Origin of the sequence: Paenibacillus sp. CF095, assembly GCF_900101225.1 — a bacterium.
Classification (GTDB): Bacteria; Bacillota; Bacilli; order Paenibacillales; family Paenibacillaceae; genus Paenibacillus.
On record NZ_FMZN01000001.1, the window covers coordinates 531,738 to 550,177 of the forward strand.

13 protein-coding genes are annotated in these 18,440 nt (G+C 48.7%); 12 read left to right on the forward strand and 1 reads right to left on the reverse strand.

Features of this window, described 5'->3' with window-relative positions; all coding sequences use genetic code 11:
* Positions 1 to 127 precede the first annotated feature (127 nt).
* The 9 genes from dnaJ (at position 128) to BLS69_RS02350 (ending at position 7,303) form a co-directional block, all read left to right on the forward strand.
* Positions 128 to 1,237 (forward strand): molecular chaperone DnaJ, encoded by a 1,110-nt coding sequence (dnaJ, locus tag BLS69_RS02310; protein WP_091028374.1) that lies wholly within the window; start codon positions 128 to 130, stop codon positions 1,235 to 1,237.
* Positions 1,238 to 1,477: 240 nt separating this feature from the next.
* Entirely contained in the window at positions 1,478 to 1,846 is a 369-nt protein-coding gene (locus BLS69_RS02315; protein ID WP_017687219.1) for a hypothetical protein, read from the forward strand.
* Positions 1,847 to 2,101: 255 nt separating this feature from the next.
* Positions 2,102 to 2,281: a YfhD family protein gene (locus BLS69_RS02320; protein ID WP_017687220.1), complete on the forward strand. Its 180-nt coding sequence runs from the start codon at positions 2,102 to 2,104 to the stop codon at positions 2,279 to 2,281.
* Positions 2,274 to 2,666, forward strand: a complete 393-nt coding sequence (locus tag BLS69_RS02325) for a hypothetical protein (RefSeq protein ID WP_091028377.1) — start codon at positions 2,274 to 2,276, stop codon at positions 2,664 to 2,666. Before BLS69_RS02320 ends, BLS69_RS02325 begins: the two co-directional genes overlap by 8 nt.
* Positions 2,667 to 2,853: 187 nt before the next feature.
* Positions 2,854 to 3,819 (forward strand): 50S ribosomal protein L11 methyltransferase, encoded by a 966-nt coding sequence (gene prmA / locus BLS69_RS02330; RefSeq protein WP_091028380.1) that lies wholly within the window; start codon positions 2,854 to 2,856, stop codon positions 3,817 to 3,819.
* Between the two features lie 3 nt (positions 3,820 to 3,822).
* The gene (locus BLS69_RS02335) at positions 3,823 to 4,503 is read left to right on the forward strand and encodes a site-2 protease family protein (RefSeq protein WP_074095894.1); all 681 of its coding nucleotides are present in this window, start codon (positions 3,823 to 3,825) and stop codon (positions 4,501 to 4,503) included.
* A gap of 138 nt (positions 4,504 to 4,641) precedes the next feature.
* Entirely contained in the window at positions 4,642 to 5,406 is a 765-nt protein-coding gene (locus BLS69_RS02340) for a 16S rRNA (uracil(1498)-N(3))-methyltransferase (protein WP_091028386.1), read from the forward strand.
* 2 nt (positions 5,407 to 5,408) lie between these two features.
* Positions 5,409 to 6,755 (forward strand): tRNA (N(6)-L-threonylcarbamoyladenosine(37)-C(2))-methylthiotransferase MtaB, encoded by a 1,347-nt coding sequence (mtaB, locus tag BLS69_RS02345; RefSeq protein WP_091028389.1) that lies wholly within the window; start codon positions 5,409 to 5,411, stop codon positions 6,753 to 6,755.
* A gap of 113 nt (positions 6,756 to 6,868) precedes the next feature.
* Entirely contained in the window at positions 6,869 to 7,303 is a 435-nt protein-coding gene (locus BLS69_RS02350; protein ID WP_091028391.1) for an NUDIX hydrolase, read from the forward strand.
* Positions 7,304 to 7,360: 57 nt separating this feature from the next.
* Here BLS69_RS02350 and BLS69_RS02355 read toward each other — a convergent pair whose 3' ends face one another.
* Positions 7,361 to 8,362, reverse strand: a complete 1,002-nt coding sequence (locus tag BLS69_RS02355) for a Na/Pi cotransporter family protein (protein WP_091028393.1) — start codon at positions 8,360 to 8,362, stop codon at positions 7,361 to 7,363.
* Positions 8,363 to 8,914: 552 nt separating this feature from the next.
* On the opposite strand from BLS69_RS02355, the gene BLS69_RS02360 reads away from it, so the two are divergent.
* The 3 genes from BLS69_RS02360 (at position 8,915) to addA (ending at position 18,418) form a co-directional block, all read left to right on the forward strand.
* Positions 8,915 to 10,291, forward strand: coding sequence for a class I SAM-dependent rRNA methyltransferase (locus BLS69_RS02360; RefSeq protein WP_091028395.1), 1,377 nt, complete (start codon positions 8,915 to 8,917; stop codon positions 10,289 to 10,291).
* A 199-nt stretch (positions 10,292 to 10,490) separates the two neighbouring features.
* Entirely contained in the window at positions 10,491 to 13,994 is a 3,504-nt protein-coding gene (gene addB, locus BLS69_RS02365) for a helicase-exonuclease AddAB subunit AddB (protein WP_091028396.1), read from the forward strand.
* On the forward strand, positions 13,991 to 18,418 hold the full coding sequence (addA, locus tag BLS69_RS02370) for a helicase-exonuclease AddAB subunit AddA (protein ID WP_091028399.1): 4,428 nt from the start codon (positions 13,991 to 13,993) through the stop codon (positions 18,416 to 18,418). Before addB ends, addA begins: the two co-directional genes overlap by 4 nt.
* Positions 18,419 to 18,440 lie beyond the last annotated feature (22 nt).

Genomic DNA, 18,440 nt, shown 5'->3' on the forward strand with positions numbered 1-18,440 from the left:
CGTAGTTCTACGCGAATTAAACATCGGTGACGTTCGAATTAGAGGGAAAGTCATAGCCGGGGCTCCCGCGCTTTGGCTTTCCTTTTGTCACGATGTGCGATATGGTGAATGATATGGGGGTGGAAGAGTGGCTGAAAAGCGTGATTATTATGAGGTGCTTGGCGTTAGTAAAACGGCTAACGACGATGAGATTAAAAAGGCTTACCGTAAGCTTGCCCGTCAGTATCACCCTGACGTAAACAAGGCTGCTGATGCGGAAGCTAAATTTAAAGAAGTTAAAGAAGCTTACGACGTAGTGAGTGACGGTCAGAAGCGTGCACAATATGATCAATATGGTCATGTCGATCCGAATCAAGGTGGATTCGGTGGTGGCGGTGGATTTGGCGACATCTTCGACATGTTCTTTGGCGGCGGTGGCGGTGGACGACGTGATCCCAATGCTCCGCAACGGGGGAATGATCTGCAGTACACGATGACGATTGAGTTCAAGGAAGCTGTGTTCGGTAAAGAAACCGATATTACGATTCCGCGTACCGAAGGCTGTGATACCTGTCATGGTTCAGGTGCCAAACCTGGAACGAAACCGGAAACCTGCTCGGTCTGCCAAGGTAGCGGTCAGCAGGAAGTCGTGCAAAATACACCGTTTGGTCGAATGGTTAATCGTCGTGCATGTTCGAACTGTAGTGGTTCGGGCCAAATTATCAAAGAAAAATGTACAACGTGCAGTGGTAGCGGTAAAGTTCGCAAGCAACGCAAAATCCATGTCCGCATTCCAGCGGGTGTAGATGATGGCGCGCAACTGCGTATGACAGGTGAGGGCGAGGGAGGCCTGCGTGGCGGACCAGCGGGAGATCTGTATATTGTCATTCGCGTGAAATCACATGATTTCTTCGAGCGTGAAGGTGACGATATTTATTGCGAAATCCCACTTACCTTTGCTCAGGCAGCTCTGGGAGATGAAGTTGAAATCCCAACGCTGACCGAGAAAGTGAAGTTGAAAGTACCAGCTGGTACACAAACGGGAACGTATTTCCGACTCAAAGGCAAAGGTGTACCACGCTTGCGCGGTATGGGGCAAGGGGATCAACATGTGAAAGTGGTTGTGGTTACACCTAGTAAGCTGAATGACGAGCAGAAGGATCTGCTTCGCCAAATTGCTGCGCTGGATGGAGAGCAAACACATGAGCATGAACAATCTTTCTTTGATAGAGTGAAACGCGCCTTCCGCGGCGACTAAGAATAAAATAAAGCAAGCCCAACAGGACACCATAGCGGTTTTTACCGCGGGGTGTCCTTTTTTGTGCGCCTTTTTTTGTGGTTCAGTGGTTTTTGTGAAATCCATGGATTTATGCTACGAAGAACGACAGCAATTTGTGGGAGCATTTCGGTATATTCTGAGCGAACTTGCGGAAAGATAGCATGGCGAGAATGATATGCATAGCTGATATGCGAGAAATTAGGGAAGCAGGTGAAGCGGATGACCGAGAAAAATATTTTGGCGTACTTTCACAGCCCGGAACAGGCTCAAGGGGCAGCCAAAAAACTGGAGGCATTGCGAGTGGAGGACCTGTCAATTAATCGATTCAGCCGATATGCGGGTGTAGGACCAAGCGGGGCTTCCTACAAGCCGGGCGTTTCCGGTAGTTTTTCATCATGGGTGCCCGATTCGATGCAAACGAATGCCAGTGCTGGAATCATGGCTGCGGCGGACCCTTCTGCAAGCGGCATGAGTGATGGTGGACAGGGTGGACCTACAGGAAGGGATGTATTACTAACCGTCATCGTAGATGAATCGGTACATCACCGCGCGATGTCTATAATCGAACAAGCCGGTGGAATGATCTAGTTTCAGTAAATCTATATAAGATGAACAGAGAATTACACTTTAACGGAGAGTGTAGAACCAATCTGAAGAAGCGAAGCGTTCGCCTAAAAGCTTTCGCAAGAAAGCTACTTCGGAAGTATACGCTATCCCCGGATTTCTCCCTTTAAGAAGGGAGTTGAAGAAATCTGGGGATAACAGCGATCGGAGGATGGGACTACAATCGGAGTGTTACAGTGTAACCGTTAGTTCATTTTAATTTGAAGGAGGAGCATTACAATGGCAGAGCATGAACGTCCAGGCAAGATTCTAACCAAAACGGAAAAGATGAAACGTATGCAATCCGCGAAAAATGAGGACGTGGAATTCAGCGCTGAAGCTGCGGATCATGAAGATATCGAAGCACTACGCCGCAGTGAAGCGGCTGATCGACGTCAGGGACGGGAGCTTCATGACTGAAGATCGCTCGGCGGTGACCCTCGAAGCTGTTTTTACAAGCTGGACTGAGGCGGAGTCTGCACGCAGAGCCCTGGAATTGTTGCACCCAAACCAATTGAGTATAGAGAGCCTTGGCAATGAAGCGTCTGCATTGGATTCAAACGATGTTAAGGGCTTCGATAATTCCCCTACAGCCGTCGTTGGAGGATTTAGTGGCGAACTGAATGTACTTGCCTTGATCAGTGATGAAACGGAAATGTTGTCCAATGGTCAGGTGTATGATGCACCCAAAGAGGATTCGGCAAACAGGCTAAAACAAGAAATTTTGCTGACCGTGTCCGTATCCAACGATTCGCTCCCGCAAGCCGCAGAGATGATCACACAGAACGGTGGACGTTTTTGCTAAGTGAGATTCGAAATATGCAAAATGTAGTAAATGAAACAGATATGTATGAATAGATGACAGGATATTCGAGCAGTCAGGCTGCGGATATCCTGTTTTGTTTTTCTTTTACTGGTGCGGCTTTGTGCTCTGGCTAGCTTGTGTAGTACAATAGTTGGGATGTTTTAAAAATGAGGAGGAAAAACCAAGTATGTTATGGCATGAACTAACAATACATACCACAGAAGAAGCCGTGGAGATGATTTCTAATTTTTTACATGAAGCGGGTGCTGGAGGGGTTTCGATTGAAGAGTCCGGTACTTTAAATAAAAAACGGGACACAACGTATGGTGAGTTATACGACGTTCCTTTGAATGATATTCCTGAAGGCTTTGCGGTCATCAAAGGGTACTTCTCCGAAGGTACGGATATGGTTGCACTACAGTCCGAAGTTAATCCGAGAATTGAGGAACTCTCTGAATTTGGAATTGATACAGGTGAGGTTCGTTATGAGACGCGTACAGTGGATGAAAATGACTGGGCAACAGCCTGGAAACAATATTTCAAGCCGGTACGCGTATCGGAACGTCTGACGATTAAACCAACGTGGGAAGAGTATACGCCTGAAAGTCCAGATGAGAAAATTATTGAGCTTGATCCAGGCATGGCCTTTGGTACAGGAACACATCCAACGACCTCCCTCTGCTTGAGCACACTGGAAACGGTTATTCAGGGCGGCGAGGAAGTTATTGACGTAGGTACAGGCTCTGGTATTTTGGCTATTGGAGCGATAAAACTTGGGGCAAAACATGTACTGGCGCTTGATCTTGATCCAGTTGCGGTAATCAGTGCCAGGGAGAATGTGGAACTGAACGGGCTGGAGCAACAAATTACGGTTAAAGAGAGCGATCTGTTGTCCGTCCTCGGGAGTCAGGACCCTGCGCTTGGTGTGCAACTGCCAGTTAAGGTTGTCGTGGCGAACATTCTGGCTGAGATCATTTTGTTGTTCGTAGACGATGTCTATAATGCGCTTGAGTCCGGTGGGACCTATATTGTATCCGGAATTTGGAAAAACAAAGAGCAGGTTGTACATGATGCACTGGTAGCCTCCGGGTTTGAAGTGAGTGCGATCCACCGTGATGAGGATTGGCTGGCGTTTGTAGCCAGAAAGGGGTAACCCATGGACTTTTGGAATTCGTTCTTTCGTTATCCGATCGATCAGCTTCCGTTTTTCCTGCTGACCATCCTGATCGCATTTACGGTGCATGAATTCTCGCATGCGTATTTTGCCAACAAATTCGGTGATCCGACAGCCAAGCTGTTGGGTCGGGTCACGCTGAATCCGGTTGTACACTTTGACTTGTTTGGTGTGCTGTTGCTCATTATTGCCGGCTTTGGTTGGGCACGTCCAGTTCCGGTTAATCGTGCTAACTTCGACAAACCTAGATTGATGGGCATCATCGTATCCGCAGCAGGGCCTCTGAGCAATCTGTTGCTCGCGATCATCGGTACAATCATCTATGCTTCACTGGTTGGTTCGGGAGCACTCGGCGGCATTGATAATGAGCGGTTGCTGACAGCAATCACAACGTTTTTCGCTATCTTTAACTTAACCAACTTTTTCCTGTTCCTGTTTAACTTGATTCCGTTGCCCCCGCTTGATGGTTATCGGATTCTGGAAGATGTAGTGCCACCTTCAATCAGCCGCAAGCTGCAAGGGGTGGAGCAATGGTCCATTTTTATCTTCTTATTGATTCTTGTTATACCTCCGTTGCAAAATGTGACGATTCAACCTTTGTATGAGTTTGCGCAAACGATGTATGTGGATCTGGCAAAGCTGGTTATTGAATTATATCGCTAAAAGCGTATCGTGTTTTGGGCTGATATACTGGTCAGAAACACGTAAAAGTTGTATGATCATCTGTGGCGATTGGATTCACGCCTGTCATCAGGCGGGGTGAATTCCAGTCATAACAGGACAGAATGGGTGGATTGACTAATGCAGCGATATTTTGTATCTGCAGAACAGTTTAATGAACACGCTGTGATCATCACAGGTGATGATGCACGCCATATCGGCAAGGTCATGCGTGGTAAACCTGGAGATAAACTGATTGTCAGTGACGGAAACTCCAAAGAAGCACTCGTGGAAATTGAAACTATTGAAGTTGGCCAAGTTACTGCAAATATTGTCGAACCTCTCGAGATGGACCATGAAGCACGGATTCGTGTAACCGTGGCACAGAGTTTGCCCAAGGGCGACAAGATGGAAACAGTCATCCAGAGATGTACTGAGATTGGGGCGGTATCATTTGTACCCTTCCTGTCAGAACGTACGATTGTGCAATATGATGCCAAGAAAGAAGGCAAACGGTTGGAGCGGTGGCGGAAAATTGCCAAGGAAGCTGCCGAACAGAGTCACCGGAATCGCATTCCAACTGTTGAGCAGCCGCTTTCCTGGAAAGGGCTGTTATCTTCTTTTGAGGGCTATAGCCTGGTATGTTATTGTTATGAGAAAGAAAACGGTAAACAGCTGAGAGATGTACTGAAGCCGTTTGTAGAGCAGCTTGCACCTGATGCAAGTGCAGAAGTTTTGATCGTGGTTGGACCGGAAGGTGGATTTTCTGAGAAGGAGACGGCAGAGGCTGATCAGGCAGGTGCTGTATCTGTTGGACTGGGCAAACGCATTTTGCGTGCTGAGACAGCTGGAATGGCAGCACTAACTTGCGTGCTATATGAATCCGGAGAAATGGGAGGAATGTAATTATGCCATCCGTGGCGTTTTACACCTTAGGCTGCAAAGTTAATTTCTATGATACAGAGGCGATTTGGCAATTGTTCAAAAACGAAGGTTACGATCAAGTGGACTTTGATGAACAGACAGCGGATGTATACTTGATTAATACTTGTACAGTAACCAATACCGGCGACAAAAAGAGCCGTCAAATTATTCGTCGTGCCATTCGGCGCAACCCGGAGGCGATTGTGGCCGTTACAGGCTGCTACGCGCAGACTTCTCCGGCAGAGATTTTGGACATCCCAGGGGTGGATCTGGTTATCGGTACACAAGACCGTGACAAGATTTTGCCATATGTTAATGAAATTCAGGAGTCGCGTCAACCGGTTAATGCGGTGCGTAATATTATGAAAACCCGTGTGTTTGAAGAAATGGACGTACCGGATTTTGCTGACCGTACCCGCGCATTTCTGAAAATCCAGGATGGATGCAATAACTTCTGTACATTCTGCATTATTCCATGGTCTCGTGGTCTCTCACGTAGCCGTGAGGCGAACAGCATTATTCAACAGGCGCATCAACTCGTACACGCCGGATACAAGGAGATTGTTCTGACCGGTATTCATACAGGTGGGTATGGCGATGACATGGAGAACTATGATCTGACCGACCTGCTGTGGGATTTGGATAAGGTAGAGGGTTTGGAGCGTATTCGAATCAGCTCGATTGAAGCCAGTCAGATCGATGACCGCATGCTCGACGTGATCAAACGTTCGGACAAACTTGTTCGTCACTTCCATATTCCGCTGCAAGCGGGTGATGATACGGTGTTGAAACGTATGCGCCGTAAGTATACGACAGAAGAGTTTTACAACAAAATGCTTCGCATTCGGGAAGCAATGCCGGATGTAGCGATTACAACAGACATCATTGTTGGATTTCCAGGTGAGACGGATGAGATGTACCGTAATGGCTATGAGTTGATGCGGAAGATCGGTTTTTCCGAAATGCACGTATTCCCTTATTCCAAGCGTACAGGTACGCCAGCAGCACGAATGGAAGATCAGGTGGACGAAGAAGTCAAAAATGCACGTGTGCATGAACTGATTGAGTTGTCCGAGCAGATGCAGCTGGAGTACGCTGAGCAGTTTGTCGGACAGGTACTGGATGTTATTCCCGAAGGTGAAGCCAAAGGCCGCGAGGGAAGTGGCAAGCTGCACGGTTATAGCGACAACTACATTCAACTGGTCTTTGACGGAACCATGGATATGGTCGGTAAAGTGTGCCGGGTCAAAGTGGTTGAAGCCGGCGTCAACGAGAGTCAGGCTACGCTGGTACGTGTGTTGGAAGAGAATCTTAAGTCCGCCGCGATGTGATCGAGGCGTCAGAAACAAGGATTTCATTTCCTTGGGGAGCTTACCCGGGGGAATGAGGTCCTTCTTTTGCAATAAATAAGATAAAGATATCGAAGTTGATGGGGGAGAGCACGATGAACAAAAAAGAAATTTCAGCAGGCGGAGTTGTTTATAGAACAGGGGAAGACGGACGTCTTCAAATTCAGCTTATCGTAGATCGTTATGGTAAAACAACTCTCGCCAAGGGCAAAATGGAAGAGGGAGAAACAATCGAACAAACGGCACTGCGCGAGATTTTGGAAGAGACAGGTATGGTGGGTCGCATTGTAGAGCCGGTTGATATTATTGCTTATACGTACCAACATGCAGATTTTGGCCCGGTGGACAAGGAAGTTCATTATTATCTCGTTGAAGCCGAGAGTGGTGATCTACAGCCTCAGATTGAAGAAATCAAAGGTGTGGATTGGTATGCTCCGGAAGAAGCATGGTCCTTACAGCAGCAGAGCGGATATGATAATAACGATGATATCTTGCGTGTAGCCCTGAACAAGTTAGGCATTAACGTATAACGCATTATTGTTCGAGTCAGTTACCCGCGCGTTCTGTGTGTCAGGATAGGCAGATCATCAAGCCACGGGTGACTTCGCCGCTGGGGCGTGGACCGGTGGTTTTTTGTGCCAGATTGGCAAGTAACAGAATGGCAAAGCAAGCAGTGAACTGGTGATGTTAAAAAGGGTCTGGGCATGCGCAATCTGTGCCCCGTTATCCGCTGACAGCCAGGCCGAAGCTGCATGCAGCTGGCCGATCAGCGGCATAAACAGCAGCGCTCCCGCAATGTTTAATACAACATGGGAGGCTGCGACAAATTTGCCTGCGGATGCTCCGCCCGCGGCAGCGATCACAGCGGTGATGCAGGTCCCGACGTTGGACCCAATCACAATGGCGATGCCGATCTCCACAGGTAATACCCCTGTGGCTGCGAGCGTAATCGCCATGCTAATGACAGCTGCGCTGCTGTGAATGAGCGCTGTCAGACAGGCACCTGCCAGGAAGCCCCACCACAAGCTGTCTGCCGAGCGGTCGAGAAACCATTGAAATACGCCCATGCTCCGCAAGGGTAAGGCAATGGATTGCATTACCTGAATGCCTGTCATAACAAGTGCAAATCCCGCAGCTGCGAGGAAGCTGTACTGGATGTTAAACAGTGTCCGGCGCGTGCGTTGAGGAGCGGCCAGGTTGCGTTCACCAAGGACAACAAACATGGCCCAGCCCGTAAGCGACAGGACAAGCAGCGGCAGGGAAGCACGTCCGATCTGTAATCCCACCAGCTCCGTCGTCAGACATGTCCCGATGTTGGTACCGAGGATGATGCCGAGTGTGCGTCCATAGGTAATTAATCTGGCATTAGCCAGTCCAATGGTGAGTACGGTGACCGCAGTACTGCTCTGTAACAGGGCCGTTGCGCCCGCACTGAAGGCCATGCCTTTCCATGGAGCAGAGGTGGCGCGATTGAGCCAACCTGCCAACATGGGCCCTGCCATACGTTGTAAGGCAGTTTCCATCAGCTTCATGCCACCAAAAAAGATAATAAGCCCATAGAGTAGGGGCAATATCACATCTCTAAACATAAAAATATCATTCCTTCCGTCCGGGTTCCTTAACTCATCCTATGAGTAAGAAAAGACAACCATGACAAGCCTAAAGGAATTCAGAGGGAAGCGACCTAAATTACCCCACCCTAATTCGAAAGATACAGTGGTTCGTGCAAACGTAGTGGAGGGACGAATCTAATCTGCGGAAGCAAGCCGCACATGTGTTGCGGTTATTTCAGACTTTTTTAGTAGGGAAGTCCAAAAAAAGAATAAAAACGCTCAAAACCAATCCGTAACCGTAACGTCATTTAAATAAAGCGACCGTAGTAACAATTCGTCACTGAAGCATCTTAACTGTCGCACCCCAATTCGAAAGATACGGTGATTCGTGCAAACGTAGTGGAGGGGACGAAATCGAATCTGAAGAAGCGAAGCGTGCGCCTTTGTCTCCGGATTTTCCCTTTAAAAAAGGGAATCAAAAAAATCTGGAGACAACAGCGATCGGAAGATCGATTCGTAACCGAAACGCCACCTACGCGCCGCACCAAACCTATCTTTTCAACTAACTATGAAAGAAGTGGATCTACCTTGCCATCAGTTACACTCGAACGCAGTCGCAAAAAGCGACTTGAACATGCCCATCCATGGATATTTAACAATGAAATTGCCTCTGTTGACGGAAACCCGGAACCGGGAGATCTGGTCAATGTATTGAATCATCAAGGTCGCTATCTGGCGACAGGTTATTACAATCCTGCATCTCAAATCACAGTAAGAGTTGTAGCTTATCAACCGCTGGAGTCCGAACAGATGGACACCGCGTTTTTTGCAGCACGTTTCCGTGATTGCTTGCGTCATCGGGAACGTTTTATCCAGGATGGAGAGGCATACCGTCTCGTTTACGGAGAAGCTGATTTTCTGCCAGGATTGATCGTTGATCGATTCGGCAGCATCCTCGTTGTACAGTTGCTTACACTTGGCATGGATCGTTGCCGTGAAGCGATTGTACAGGCGCTCATTGAAGTAATGCAGCCGGAAGGCATATATGAGCGCAGTGATGTCTCAATTCGTGAACTCGAAGGTTTGGAGCAGACCAAAGGTCCGCTGTACGGAGAGTGCCCACGACAGGTCACCGTTACAGAGAATGGACTACTCATTAAAGTGGATATCGTGGAAGGACAGAAGACAGGTTACTTCTTCGACCAACGCGAGAATCGTGCAGCCATCGAACCGCTCATGAAGGGTTGGGGCTACAAGAGTGGAATTACACTTCAAACGACCGAGCAGGATGGCACAGAGCAACTCTTACCTGTGAATAAAAGCGGTAAGGTAGTTACATTCCCTTATTGGGACGGTGCTACTGTACTGGAGTGTTTCTCACACACGGGCAGCTTTACGTTGAATGCTTGCAAGTATGGAGCCAAAAAAGTGACTTGTCTTGATATTTCGGAGCATGCCATTGAGAGTGCACGAACAAATGTGGAGCTGAACGGTTTTACCGACCGGGTCGAATTTGTAGTTGCTGATGCATTCCAGTACTTGCGTGAACAAGTGAAGGGGCTGGATGAACGTACCACACGTGCACGTGCAGGCGAACAGAAAGTGGATACATCCAAAGCGCTGGCAGCTGGCGGTAAAACATTTGATGTGGTCATCCTCGATCCTCCTGCATTTGCCAAAACGAAATCAGCAGTCAAAGGTGCATGCCGTGGATATAAGGATATCAATCTGCAAGGAATGAAACTGGTTAATGAGGGCGGATATTTGGTAACAGCGAGCTGTTCGTATCACATGCGTCCTGACCTTTTCTTGGACACGATTGCGGATGCAGCAGAAGATGCAGGCAAAGTGCTTCGTCTGATCGACTGGAAAGCAGCCGGTAAGGATCACCCGCAAATTTTGGGAGTGGATGAAGGACATTACTTGAAATTTGCTATTTTCGAAGTGCGCAGTAAAAAGAATTAATTGTATGATTTCCGTTCCAATCAAGTATAGATCAAGTCAAAAGTCCACAGTGTGATAGCTGCGGGCTTTTTGCTGTTTTGCTGTGTTAACGGAGATGATCTCCGGTTTTACCGAATAGTGGCAAACGTATGTTCCGAACCAAGTCAGATATGTTATACTGGGAATTAAAATCTTGTACGTGTGGTTTGGAGGATTAGACATGTCCGTTCGTTTTGTTATTGGCCGGGCAGGCAGCGGTAAAAGCTCGCTGATTACCCGGGAAATTACATCCCTGCTTCAAAAGGAGCCGCAAGGTAAACCTTTAATTTTACTCGTTCCCGAACAGAGTTCTTTTCGAACAGAGCAGGCATTGGTGTCTTCTGGAGCAATTAAAGGTACCATGCGTGCAGAAGTGCTCGGCTTTCGCCGTTTAGCCTATCGTGTAATGCAAGAAGCAGGTGGTTCTGCTCGTATTCCGATCGGAGCCGAAGGAAAAAAAATGCTGCTTTACAAAGTCATCCAGCGCCGTAAGGAAGAATTGAAGCTGTTTGGTGCATCCGGCAGCCAGCTGGGTTTTATAGGCGAGTTAAATGACTTATATAGTGAATTTAAACGTTATGAAGTTGATCCATCATTGCTGGAAGAAGGGCTGTCTGGAGGGAATACCTCATCTACTTCGCCAATTCTGGAGGACAAGTTGCATGACTTGAATCTGATATATCGTGACTATGAACAGGAACTGACCAATTTATATATTGATGATGAAGACACATTGACCGAGCTGACAGATCGTTTGTCGGAAAGTGCATTGCTGCAGGATGCCCAGATCTGGATTGATGGTTTTCAGGGATTCACGCCACAGGAGATGAGTGTGATCGGTCGGCTAATGTTGCAGTCGTCTTCCGTGACGATTGCACTGACATTGGATCGTCCTTATGATCACGGCGCACTGCCTGGAGAACTGGAACTGTTTTATCCCACGGCGAGTGCCTACGCGCGTCTCAAAGGGATGGCTGATGAACTGGGTGTACCGAGCGATATAACCGTGCTAGATTCGGAGATTCCACCGAGATACAAGGATCGTCCGGGACTTGCTCATCTGGAGGCTGGTTTCGACCGCCGAATTCGGTGGAAAAGTGATGGCCTTGATTCCGGAATCCGACTGGTTGCAGCGGAGAACCGACGAGCTGAGATGGAGGGAGCACTGCGTGAGATGCGGCGTCTGGCGCAAAACGAAGGTGCGCGTTATCGGGATATGGCGGTACTTGTTCGTCAGTTGGATACCTACGCTGATATAGCTGAACCTCTATTCAGGGATTATGACGTACCCGTCTTTCTGGACCGCAGAAGAAATGAACTTCATCATCCATTATCTGAGTTTATCCGTTCCGCACTGGATATTGTTCGGCGCCACTGGCGTTACGAGGATGTATTTCGTTGTGTCAAAACGGATCTGCTGCTTCCGCGTGATGGTTCCATCACTCGTGAAGATATGGACCAGCTTGAGAATTATGTACTGGCCTGTGGTATTCATGGATATCGCTGGACTGACGGCAAACCGTGGAAGTATGTGCCAAGCCTGTCGCTGGAAGACAACGGTCAGGATGGCCGTAGTCGAGGACGGGACCAGATGCTTTCTTTAATGGAGAGCTGCCGAACGGTCATTACAGATTCCTTGGGTGTTTTTGAGAAACGAATGAAAAAGGCAAAGACAGCCAAAGCCCAATGCGAGGCACTATACAGACTGCTGGAAGATGCCGAAATTCCATGGAAGTTGGAACATATGTCTGCTGAAGCTAAAGCTCAAGGTGACCCCGAACGGTCGAGAGAACATCGGCAGATGTGGGGAGCTGTGCTGGATTTATTGGATCAGATGGTCGATATGATGGGGAATGAACGGCTGGATATCACTCTGTTTGCCGGGATGATTGAGACCGGATTGACGGAACTGAAGCTGGGTCTGGTACCACCAGCACTTGATCAGGTTTTGATGGGTTCTATGGACCGTACACGCCTTCAGGACATCAAATATGTATTTATCCTTGGTGCAGTTGATGGTGAGTTGCCCGCCGTACCTCAGGATGATGGTGTATTAACGGAACTGGAGAGAGCGTTACTGACGGAACGAGGCATGGCGCTTGGACCAGGTGCAACCAGGCAGATGCTGGATGAACGTTTTCTAATCTATACGGCACTTACAGCGGCAAGCAGCCAGTTGTGGCTGAGTTACCCGGTTGCTGATGATGAGGGAAAAGCACTGCTTCCTTCCGAGATTGTCCGCCATGTACGGAAAATGTTTGGTCTACAAGAACAGCCATTGCTCGCTCAACCACCGGTTGTGAACTCGGAAGAAGCGCATTGGTCCTATGTCACCCATCCAGGTCAGAGTCTGTCAACGCTCATTGGACAATTGCGCAAATGGCGTCGCGGAGAAGACATCCCTGAAATGTGGTGGGCGGTCTACAATTGGCATGTATCTCGGGAGACAAGCAGACCTCAGCTGGAGCGGTTGTTGGGATCGATCTTTTATCGTAATAGAGCATTACCACTACGTACAGCTACCAGTCGCAGACTGTATGGCACAGAGGTGAGGACGAGTGTCTCGCGAATGGAGCGTTTCGTAGCTTGTCCGTTCTCGCATTTTGCTTCGCATGGGCTACGCCTCAAAGAACGGCAATTGTACCGCCTTCAGGCTCCTGATATTGGACAGCTGTTTCATGCTGCGCTAAGCCAGCTGGCTATGCGGTTGCGCGAAGAAAATCGTAGTTGGGGCAGTTTGACTCCAGACCAATGCCGTCAGGAAGCCGAGCAAACTGTGGAGCAGATTGCACCACAGCTGCAAGGGGAGATTTTGCTGAGCACCAAGCGATACGGTTATATTTTCCGCAAATTAAAGGACATTGTTAGTCGGGCATCCGTTATTCTCGGTGAACAGTCCAGACGTGGAAGTTTTGAACCGATTGGGCTGGAGCTTGATTTTGGACCGGATAAAACACTGCCGCCACTACGTTTTGAACTGGAGAACGGATGTGTGATGGAGATCGTGGGTCGGATTGACCGTGTGGATGTGGCAGAAGGCGAGAATGGTCTGCTCTTGCGTGTCATTGACTATAAATCAAGCCAGACGGACCTCAAGTTACATGAAGTGTACTATGGTCTGTCATTGCAGATGCTCACCTATCTGGAGGTGCTACTTAGTGCTGCCGAAGAATGGCTTGGGGAAACGGCGATGCCGGGAGGAACGTTGTATTTCCATGTGCATAACCCGCTGTTGCAATCCGCAAACGGCATGACATCAGAGCAGGCAGGACAAGAACTGCTGAAACGGTTCAAAATGAAAGGTTTGCTGCTGGCGGATCGGGACGCAATTGCTCAAATGGACAACACCCTGGATAAGGGATATTCAGCTATTATTCCAGTTGCCCTTAAGGCGGACGGAAGCTTTTATAGCAGCGCCGCTGTAGCTACGCCAGAGCAATGGGATACGCTGCTTGCTTCGGTTCGCAGTAATATCCGCGAGATTGGTACCCGGATTACAGATGGGGATGTGGCCATTGAGCCTTATCGTATTCAGCAGGAAGTGGCGTGTACGTTCTGTCCGTATAAGCCTGTTTGTCAGTTTGATGAGAATATAGAAGGAAATGAATACAACCTGTTGTCCAAACCGGGCAAACAGCAAATCTGGGATATGTTATCTCACACCAAGGGAGGGGAAACATCATGACGAATATGCCAAAACCGGAAGGAAGCTTCTGGAGTGATGACCAGTGGAGTGCCATCTCGGAAAGCGGAGAAGACATCCTTGTTGCCGCAGCGGCGGGATCAGGCAAAACAGCTGTATTGGTTGAACGAATTATTCGTAAGATCGCAGATCCCTCCCAAGGATTCAGTGTGGATCGCTTGCTTGTAGCTACGTTTACCAAAGCGGCCGCCGCCGAGATGAAACAACGGATTCGGGAAGCGCTGGAACGTGCGCTTGAAGAACAGCCTGGAGAAGAGCATCTGCGTAAGCAGCTGTCGCTGCTTGGACGGGCATCTATTACAACGCTGCATTCATTCTGTATGGAAGTCATTCGCCGTTATTATCAGCAAATTCCGTTGAACCCAGCTTTCCGTATCCTAAATGAAAATGAAGCGGAAATCATGCGGCAGGAACTGCTTGAAGAGCTATTTGAGGAAAAGTATGGCGAAGAAGATGAAGGGAGTACATTCCGCGAATTGGTGGACTGGTTCAGTGGAGAACGAAATGATGATGCGATGCATCGACTGGTGCAACGATTGTATGATTTCTCCCGCAGTCATTCCTGGCCGGATCATTGGCTCTCAGAGATGGCATCTGCTTTTCAGGTGGAAAGTGTGGAGGCACTTGGACATTCAGCATGGGTTCAGAGTATTTTGCGTGATGCGGCTCTTGCTTTAAGTGGTGCAGCAGGACTGCTCCGTCAAGGTATCCATATTTCCATGCAGCTTGAAGGTCCGGCACCTTATGCAGATACGTTAAAAGAAGACCTGGTGATGGTGGAAGAGCTATTGTCTGCGGTCCAGGTTATGCCATGGGAGAGGTTGCCTGAAGTGTTTCAACCCGCTGCATTTGGCAAACTGAAACCCTGCAAAAAGGATCAAACGGACCCGGCTTTACAGGATCAGGTGAAGGAACTCCGTGAGGCTGCGAAAAAGGCAGTTACCGACCTGAAAGGTTCACTGTTCGGAAGAACTGCGTTTTCGTTCTGGCAGGAGCTGGAGCAGGCGGCACCACTCATGCAGGAGTTGTCAAGGTTGGTTAGTACATTTGGAGAACGTTATCGACAGGCCAAACAGGAACGTGGGCAAGTTGACTTCAGTGATCTGGAGCATTACTGTCTTCACATTTTACGACATGAGGATTCAACGCCTGAATTGTCGATGCCTTCCGATGCGGCTATGGAGTACCGTTCGCGATTCGATGAAGTGTTGCTTGATGAATATCAGGACACCAATACGGTTCAAGAAGATATCGTGAAACTGATCTCCAGAGAAAACCCGGGTAACCGATTCATGGTAGGGGATGTCAAACAGAGTATCTATCGTTTCCGGTTGGCCGAGCCAGGTCTGTTTATGAACAAGTATCGCCAATATGGAGCGAGCACACGTGAGGACGGAATGGTGGGAGATCATCTGAGTCGTACAGGTCAACGTATTGATCTTGCGCGGAATTTCCGCAGTCGTGCGGAAGTCGTGCATTCGGTCAATATGATATTCCGGCAACTCATGAACGAAGGTGTAGCAGAGATTGCTTACGATGAACGAGCTCAGCTGGCATATGGGGCTACGTTCCCGTCAGAAACACTTGGTGATGAGGCGTATACACCTGAACTCATGCTGATCGATCGTCAGGGTGGTGGTCCTGATCTGACAGAGAGCACGGATGAGAATGGGGATGTATCGGTCTCCGCAGAACTGGAGAGTGCCGAACTTGAAACAGCCCAGTTGGAAGCAAGGGCGATCGCAAGGCGTATTCGTGAGATGGTTGGGGATACGGACAAACCTGCCCTCCATGTATATGACAAAGCCCTGCAAACGATGCGCCCGGCACGTTACGGTGACATGGTCATCTTGCTGCGTTCGACCTTGATGTGGGCTCCGCTCATGATTGAGGAATTCAGACAGCAGGGAATTCCTGCTGGAGGAGAACAGAGCAAGGGCTATTTTCAGGCTACAGAAGTGGAAATCATGATGTCTCTGCTTCAGCTTGTTGATAATCCAAGGCAGGATATTCCGCTCGCTTCCGTGCTTCGTTCCCCGATTGTCGGACTGGATGAAGAGGAACTGGCACAGATTCGGCTTGGTGAAAAAAGACAGTCATTCTATGATGCGGTTATATCGGCTGCTGGAGAGTGGAGCGATTCCTCCACTAATGCTGTACAACAATCCCGGCAGGATAATCATCCTGATACCAATATCGTCCAGTTACAGTGGCCGGAAGCCTGGTCAGAGATGGAACTGGGACAGCGGGAGACAGCAGCTTCAGTCGAGGCAGAGATCCTGGATGATGTCTATGAATCCGATGTGCCTACATTGCATACAGATGGAATGCAAGATGCTGGTGTTGCGGGACATGCAAGTGAGGATTTGGGCATAACGGAGATCTCAGGCTCGGAGTTACAGCAAAAGTTAATTCGCTTTATGCGTCAATTGCAGCAGTGGAGACTTGAGGCAAGACAAGGCAGTTTAAGTGAACTGATCTGGCGTATGTATCGGGAAACCGGCTATTTGGACTGGGTTGGTGGTCTTCCAGGAGGACTGCAACGTCAAAGTAATCTTAAGGCATTGTACGATCGCGCACGACAATACGAGGAATCAACTGCGAATCGCGGCTTGTTCCGTTTCCTGACCTATGTTTCCAGACTGCGGGAAAACGGGGGAGACCTCGGGACTGTAGCAAGTAGTTCTGGTGAGCAGGACAACGCCGTACGTATCATGACGATTCACCGGAGTAAAGGTTTGGAGTTTCCAATTGTTTTTGTCGGTGGCATATCCAAGATGTTTAATCAACAGGACTTGAACGCACCGTTTCTAATGCATAAGGAACTGGGATTTGGCCCGAGGTTTGTGGATCGTGAGAACCGGGTTGCCTATCCTACATTAGCCAATCTGGCGATTCGTCGTCGTGCGCAATTTGAACTGCTTGCTGAAGAGATGCGTGTGTTGTATGTTGCGCTGACCCGTCCCAAAGAGAAAATGATTCTGCTGGGTACCGTAAAAGATGCCGCGAAAAAAGCGCTCGCGTGGTCTCAGGTCAAGGACAGCCCTGAACTGGCATTGCCAGACTATCTGCTTGCTGCAGGGCGGAGCTACCTGGACTGGATTGGGCCATCCCTGATGAGACATCCAGATGCGGCTGTGCTGCGTGAACTTGCTGGAAGCAATGATTCGTTCTCAGCCTGTCTTGCAGATGATCAATCACGTTGGTCGATTTCTATTATTTCCGCCGATCAGGTATCCCGTGATCATGTGGTAGATCAGACACTCGGAGAAGAAGACGGGATGACTGAGGTGCGGAAAGAACGAATTGCTGCACTACAAGCGGTTCAGCCTGTGAAGTTGGTTCCATCCTCAACTGTAGAAGAGCTGACGAAGAGTGCACAAAATACGGCTAACCAAAACATTGAAGATGCAGGTACACACACAGTAGCTCTTCATGAAGAAGAGACACGCCTGATTCGCGAAGTTGATCAACGGCTTTCGTGGACATATCCCTATGAAGCTGCAACTCAAGTGGCAGCCAGTACATCTGTCACGGAGTTGAAAACGTTACTTGCGATGCAGGATATCCAGTCCGTAGAGGTCATGGAGGAATTGGGAGAGCAGTCCGAGGCATTATTGGATTACAGCACGCCAGGAATCAATCACACTAAAGATGAAGCAGGCCATGTACTACGTGGCATATCCAGTGAATTGAACGAGCATGAGACTGGATCAAGGTTAGATTCAAACGGTACGGTGAACGTTCCGGATGCGGGATCTGCGGGTACGTCTTTCAAACTCCACCTGCGTCGTCCCAAATTCATGGAGGCAACGCAGCTGACAGGGGCAGAACGGGGGAACGTGTATCATACGTTGATGCAGCATCTTCCTATAGATGGCTCATCCGTTGATTCACAGCTTATTGAACAGACGATTGAGCGGTTGATTAAGCTTCAGATTTTGCTGCCCCATCATGCTGCGGCAATCGAACCTGAAGAACTGGCCGGATTTTTCAATACAGAACCAGGAAAAGAATTATTGCGTGCAGCGTGGGTGAAACGGGAAATTCCGTTTGTGTATGGACTTCCGGCACATCAGTCTCCAGTGGAATGGCTACATGAACAGGCGGCGAACTCAGATATGCAGATGCTAAATGAAGATAGCAAAATGCAGGCAACGATTGAAAATGAAACCGTGCTTGTACAAGGGATTATCGATTGTCTGTATGAGGTGGACGGCGAGCTTGTCTTGCTTGATTACAAGACGGATCGGGTGTTGGAGCATCGTGGTGGTTTGGATGAACTCACCAAAAAATATCGCTTCCAGCTGGATCTGTATGGACGGGCCATTGAAGATATATTGGGACGGAAAGTTGACCGGAAATGGCTGTACTTTTTTGATGGTGGACATGCAGTGAAATTGTAAAGAACTGGATCGGAATTTAAAA

Excerpts from the sequence above, each read along its gene's own strand:
- BLS69_RS02335 (WP_074095894.1), top strand. The coding sequence starts at position 3,823 with ATGGACTTTTGGAATTCGTTCTTTCGTTATCCGATCGATCAGCTTCCG.
- BLS69_RS02355 (WP_091028393.1), bottom strand. The coding sequence starts at position 8,362 with ATGTTTAGAGATGTGATATTGCCCCTACTCTATGGGCTTATTATCTTT.
- BLS69_RS02315 (WP_017687219.1), top strand. The coding sequence starts at position 1,478 with ATGACCGAGAAAAATATTTTGGCGTACTTTCACAGCCCGGAACAGGCT.
- mtaB (WP_091028389.1), top strand. The coding sequence starts at position 5,409 with ATGCCATCCGTGGCGTTTTACACCTTAGGCTGCAAAGTTAATTTCTAT.
- BLS69_RS02325 (WP_091028377.1), top strand. The coding sequence starts at position 2,274 with ATGACTGAAGATCGCTCGGCGGTGACCCTCGAAGCTGTTTTTACAAGC.
- BLS69_RS02350 (WP_091028391.1), top strand. The coding sequence starts at position 6,869 with ATGAACAAAAAAGAAATTTCAGCAGGCGGAGTTGTTTATAGAACAGGG.
- BLS69_RS02320 (WP_017687220.1), top strand. The coding sequence starts at position 2,102 with ATGGCAGAGCATGAACGTCCAGGCAAGATTCTAACCAAAACGGAAAAG.
- addA (WP_091028399.1), top strand. The coding sequence starts at position 13,991 with ATGACGAATATGCCAAAACCGGAAGGAAGCTTCTGGAGTGATGACCAG.
- addB (WP_091028396.1), top strand. The coding sequence starts at position 10,491 with ATGTCCGTTCGTTTTGTTATTGGCCGGGCAGGCAGCGGTAAAAGCTCG.
- prmA (WP_091028380.1), top strand. The coding sequence starts at position 2,854 with ATGTTATGGCATGAACTAACAATACATACCACAGAAGAAGCCGTGGAG.
- BLS69_RS02340 (WP_091028386.1), top strand. The coding sequence starts at position 4,642 with ATGCAGCGATATTTTGTATCTGCAGAACAGTTTAATGAACACGCTGTG.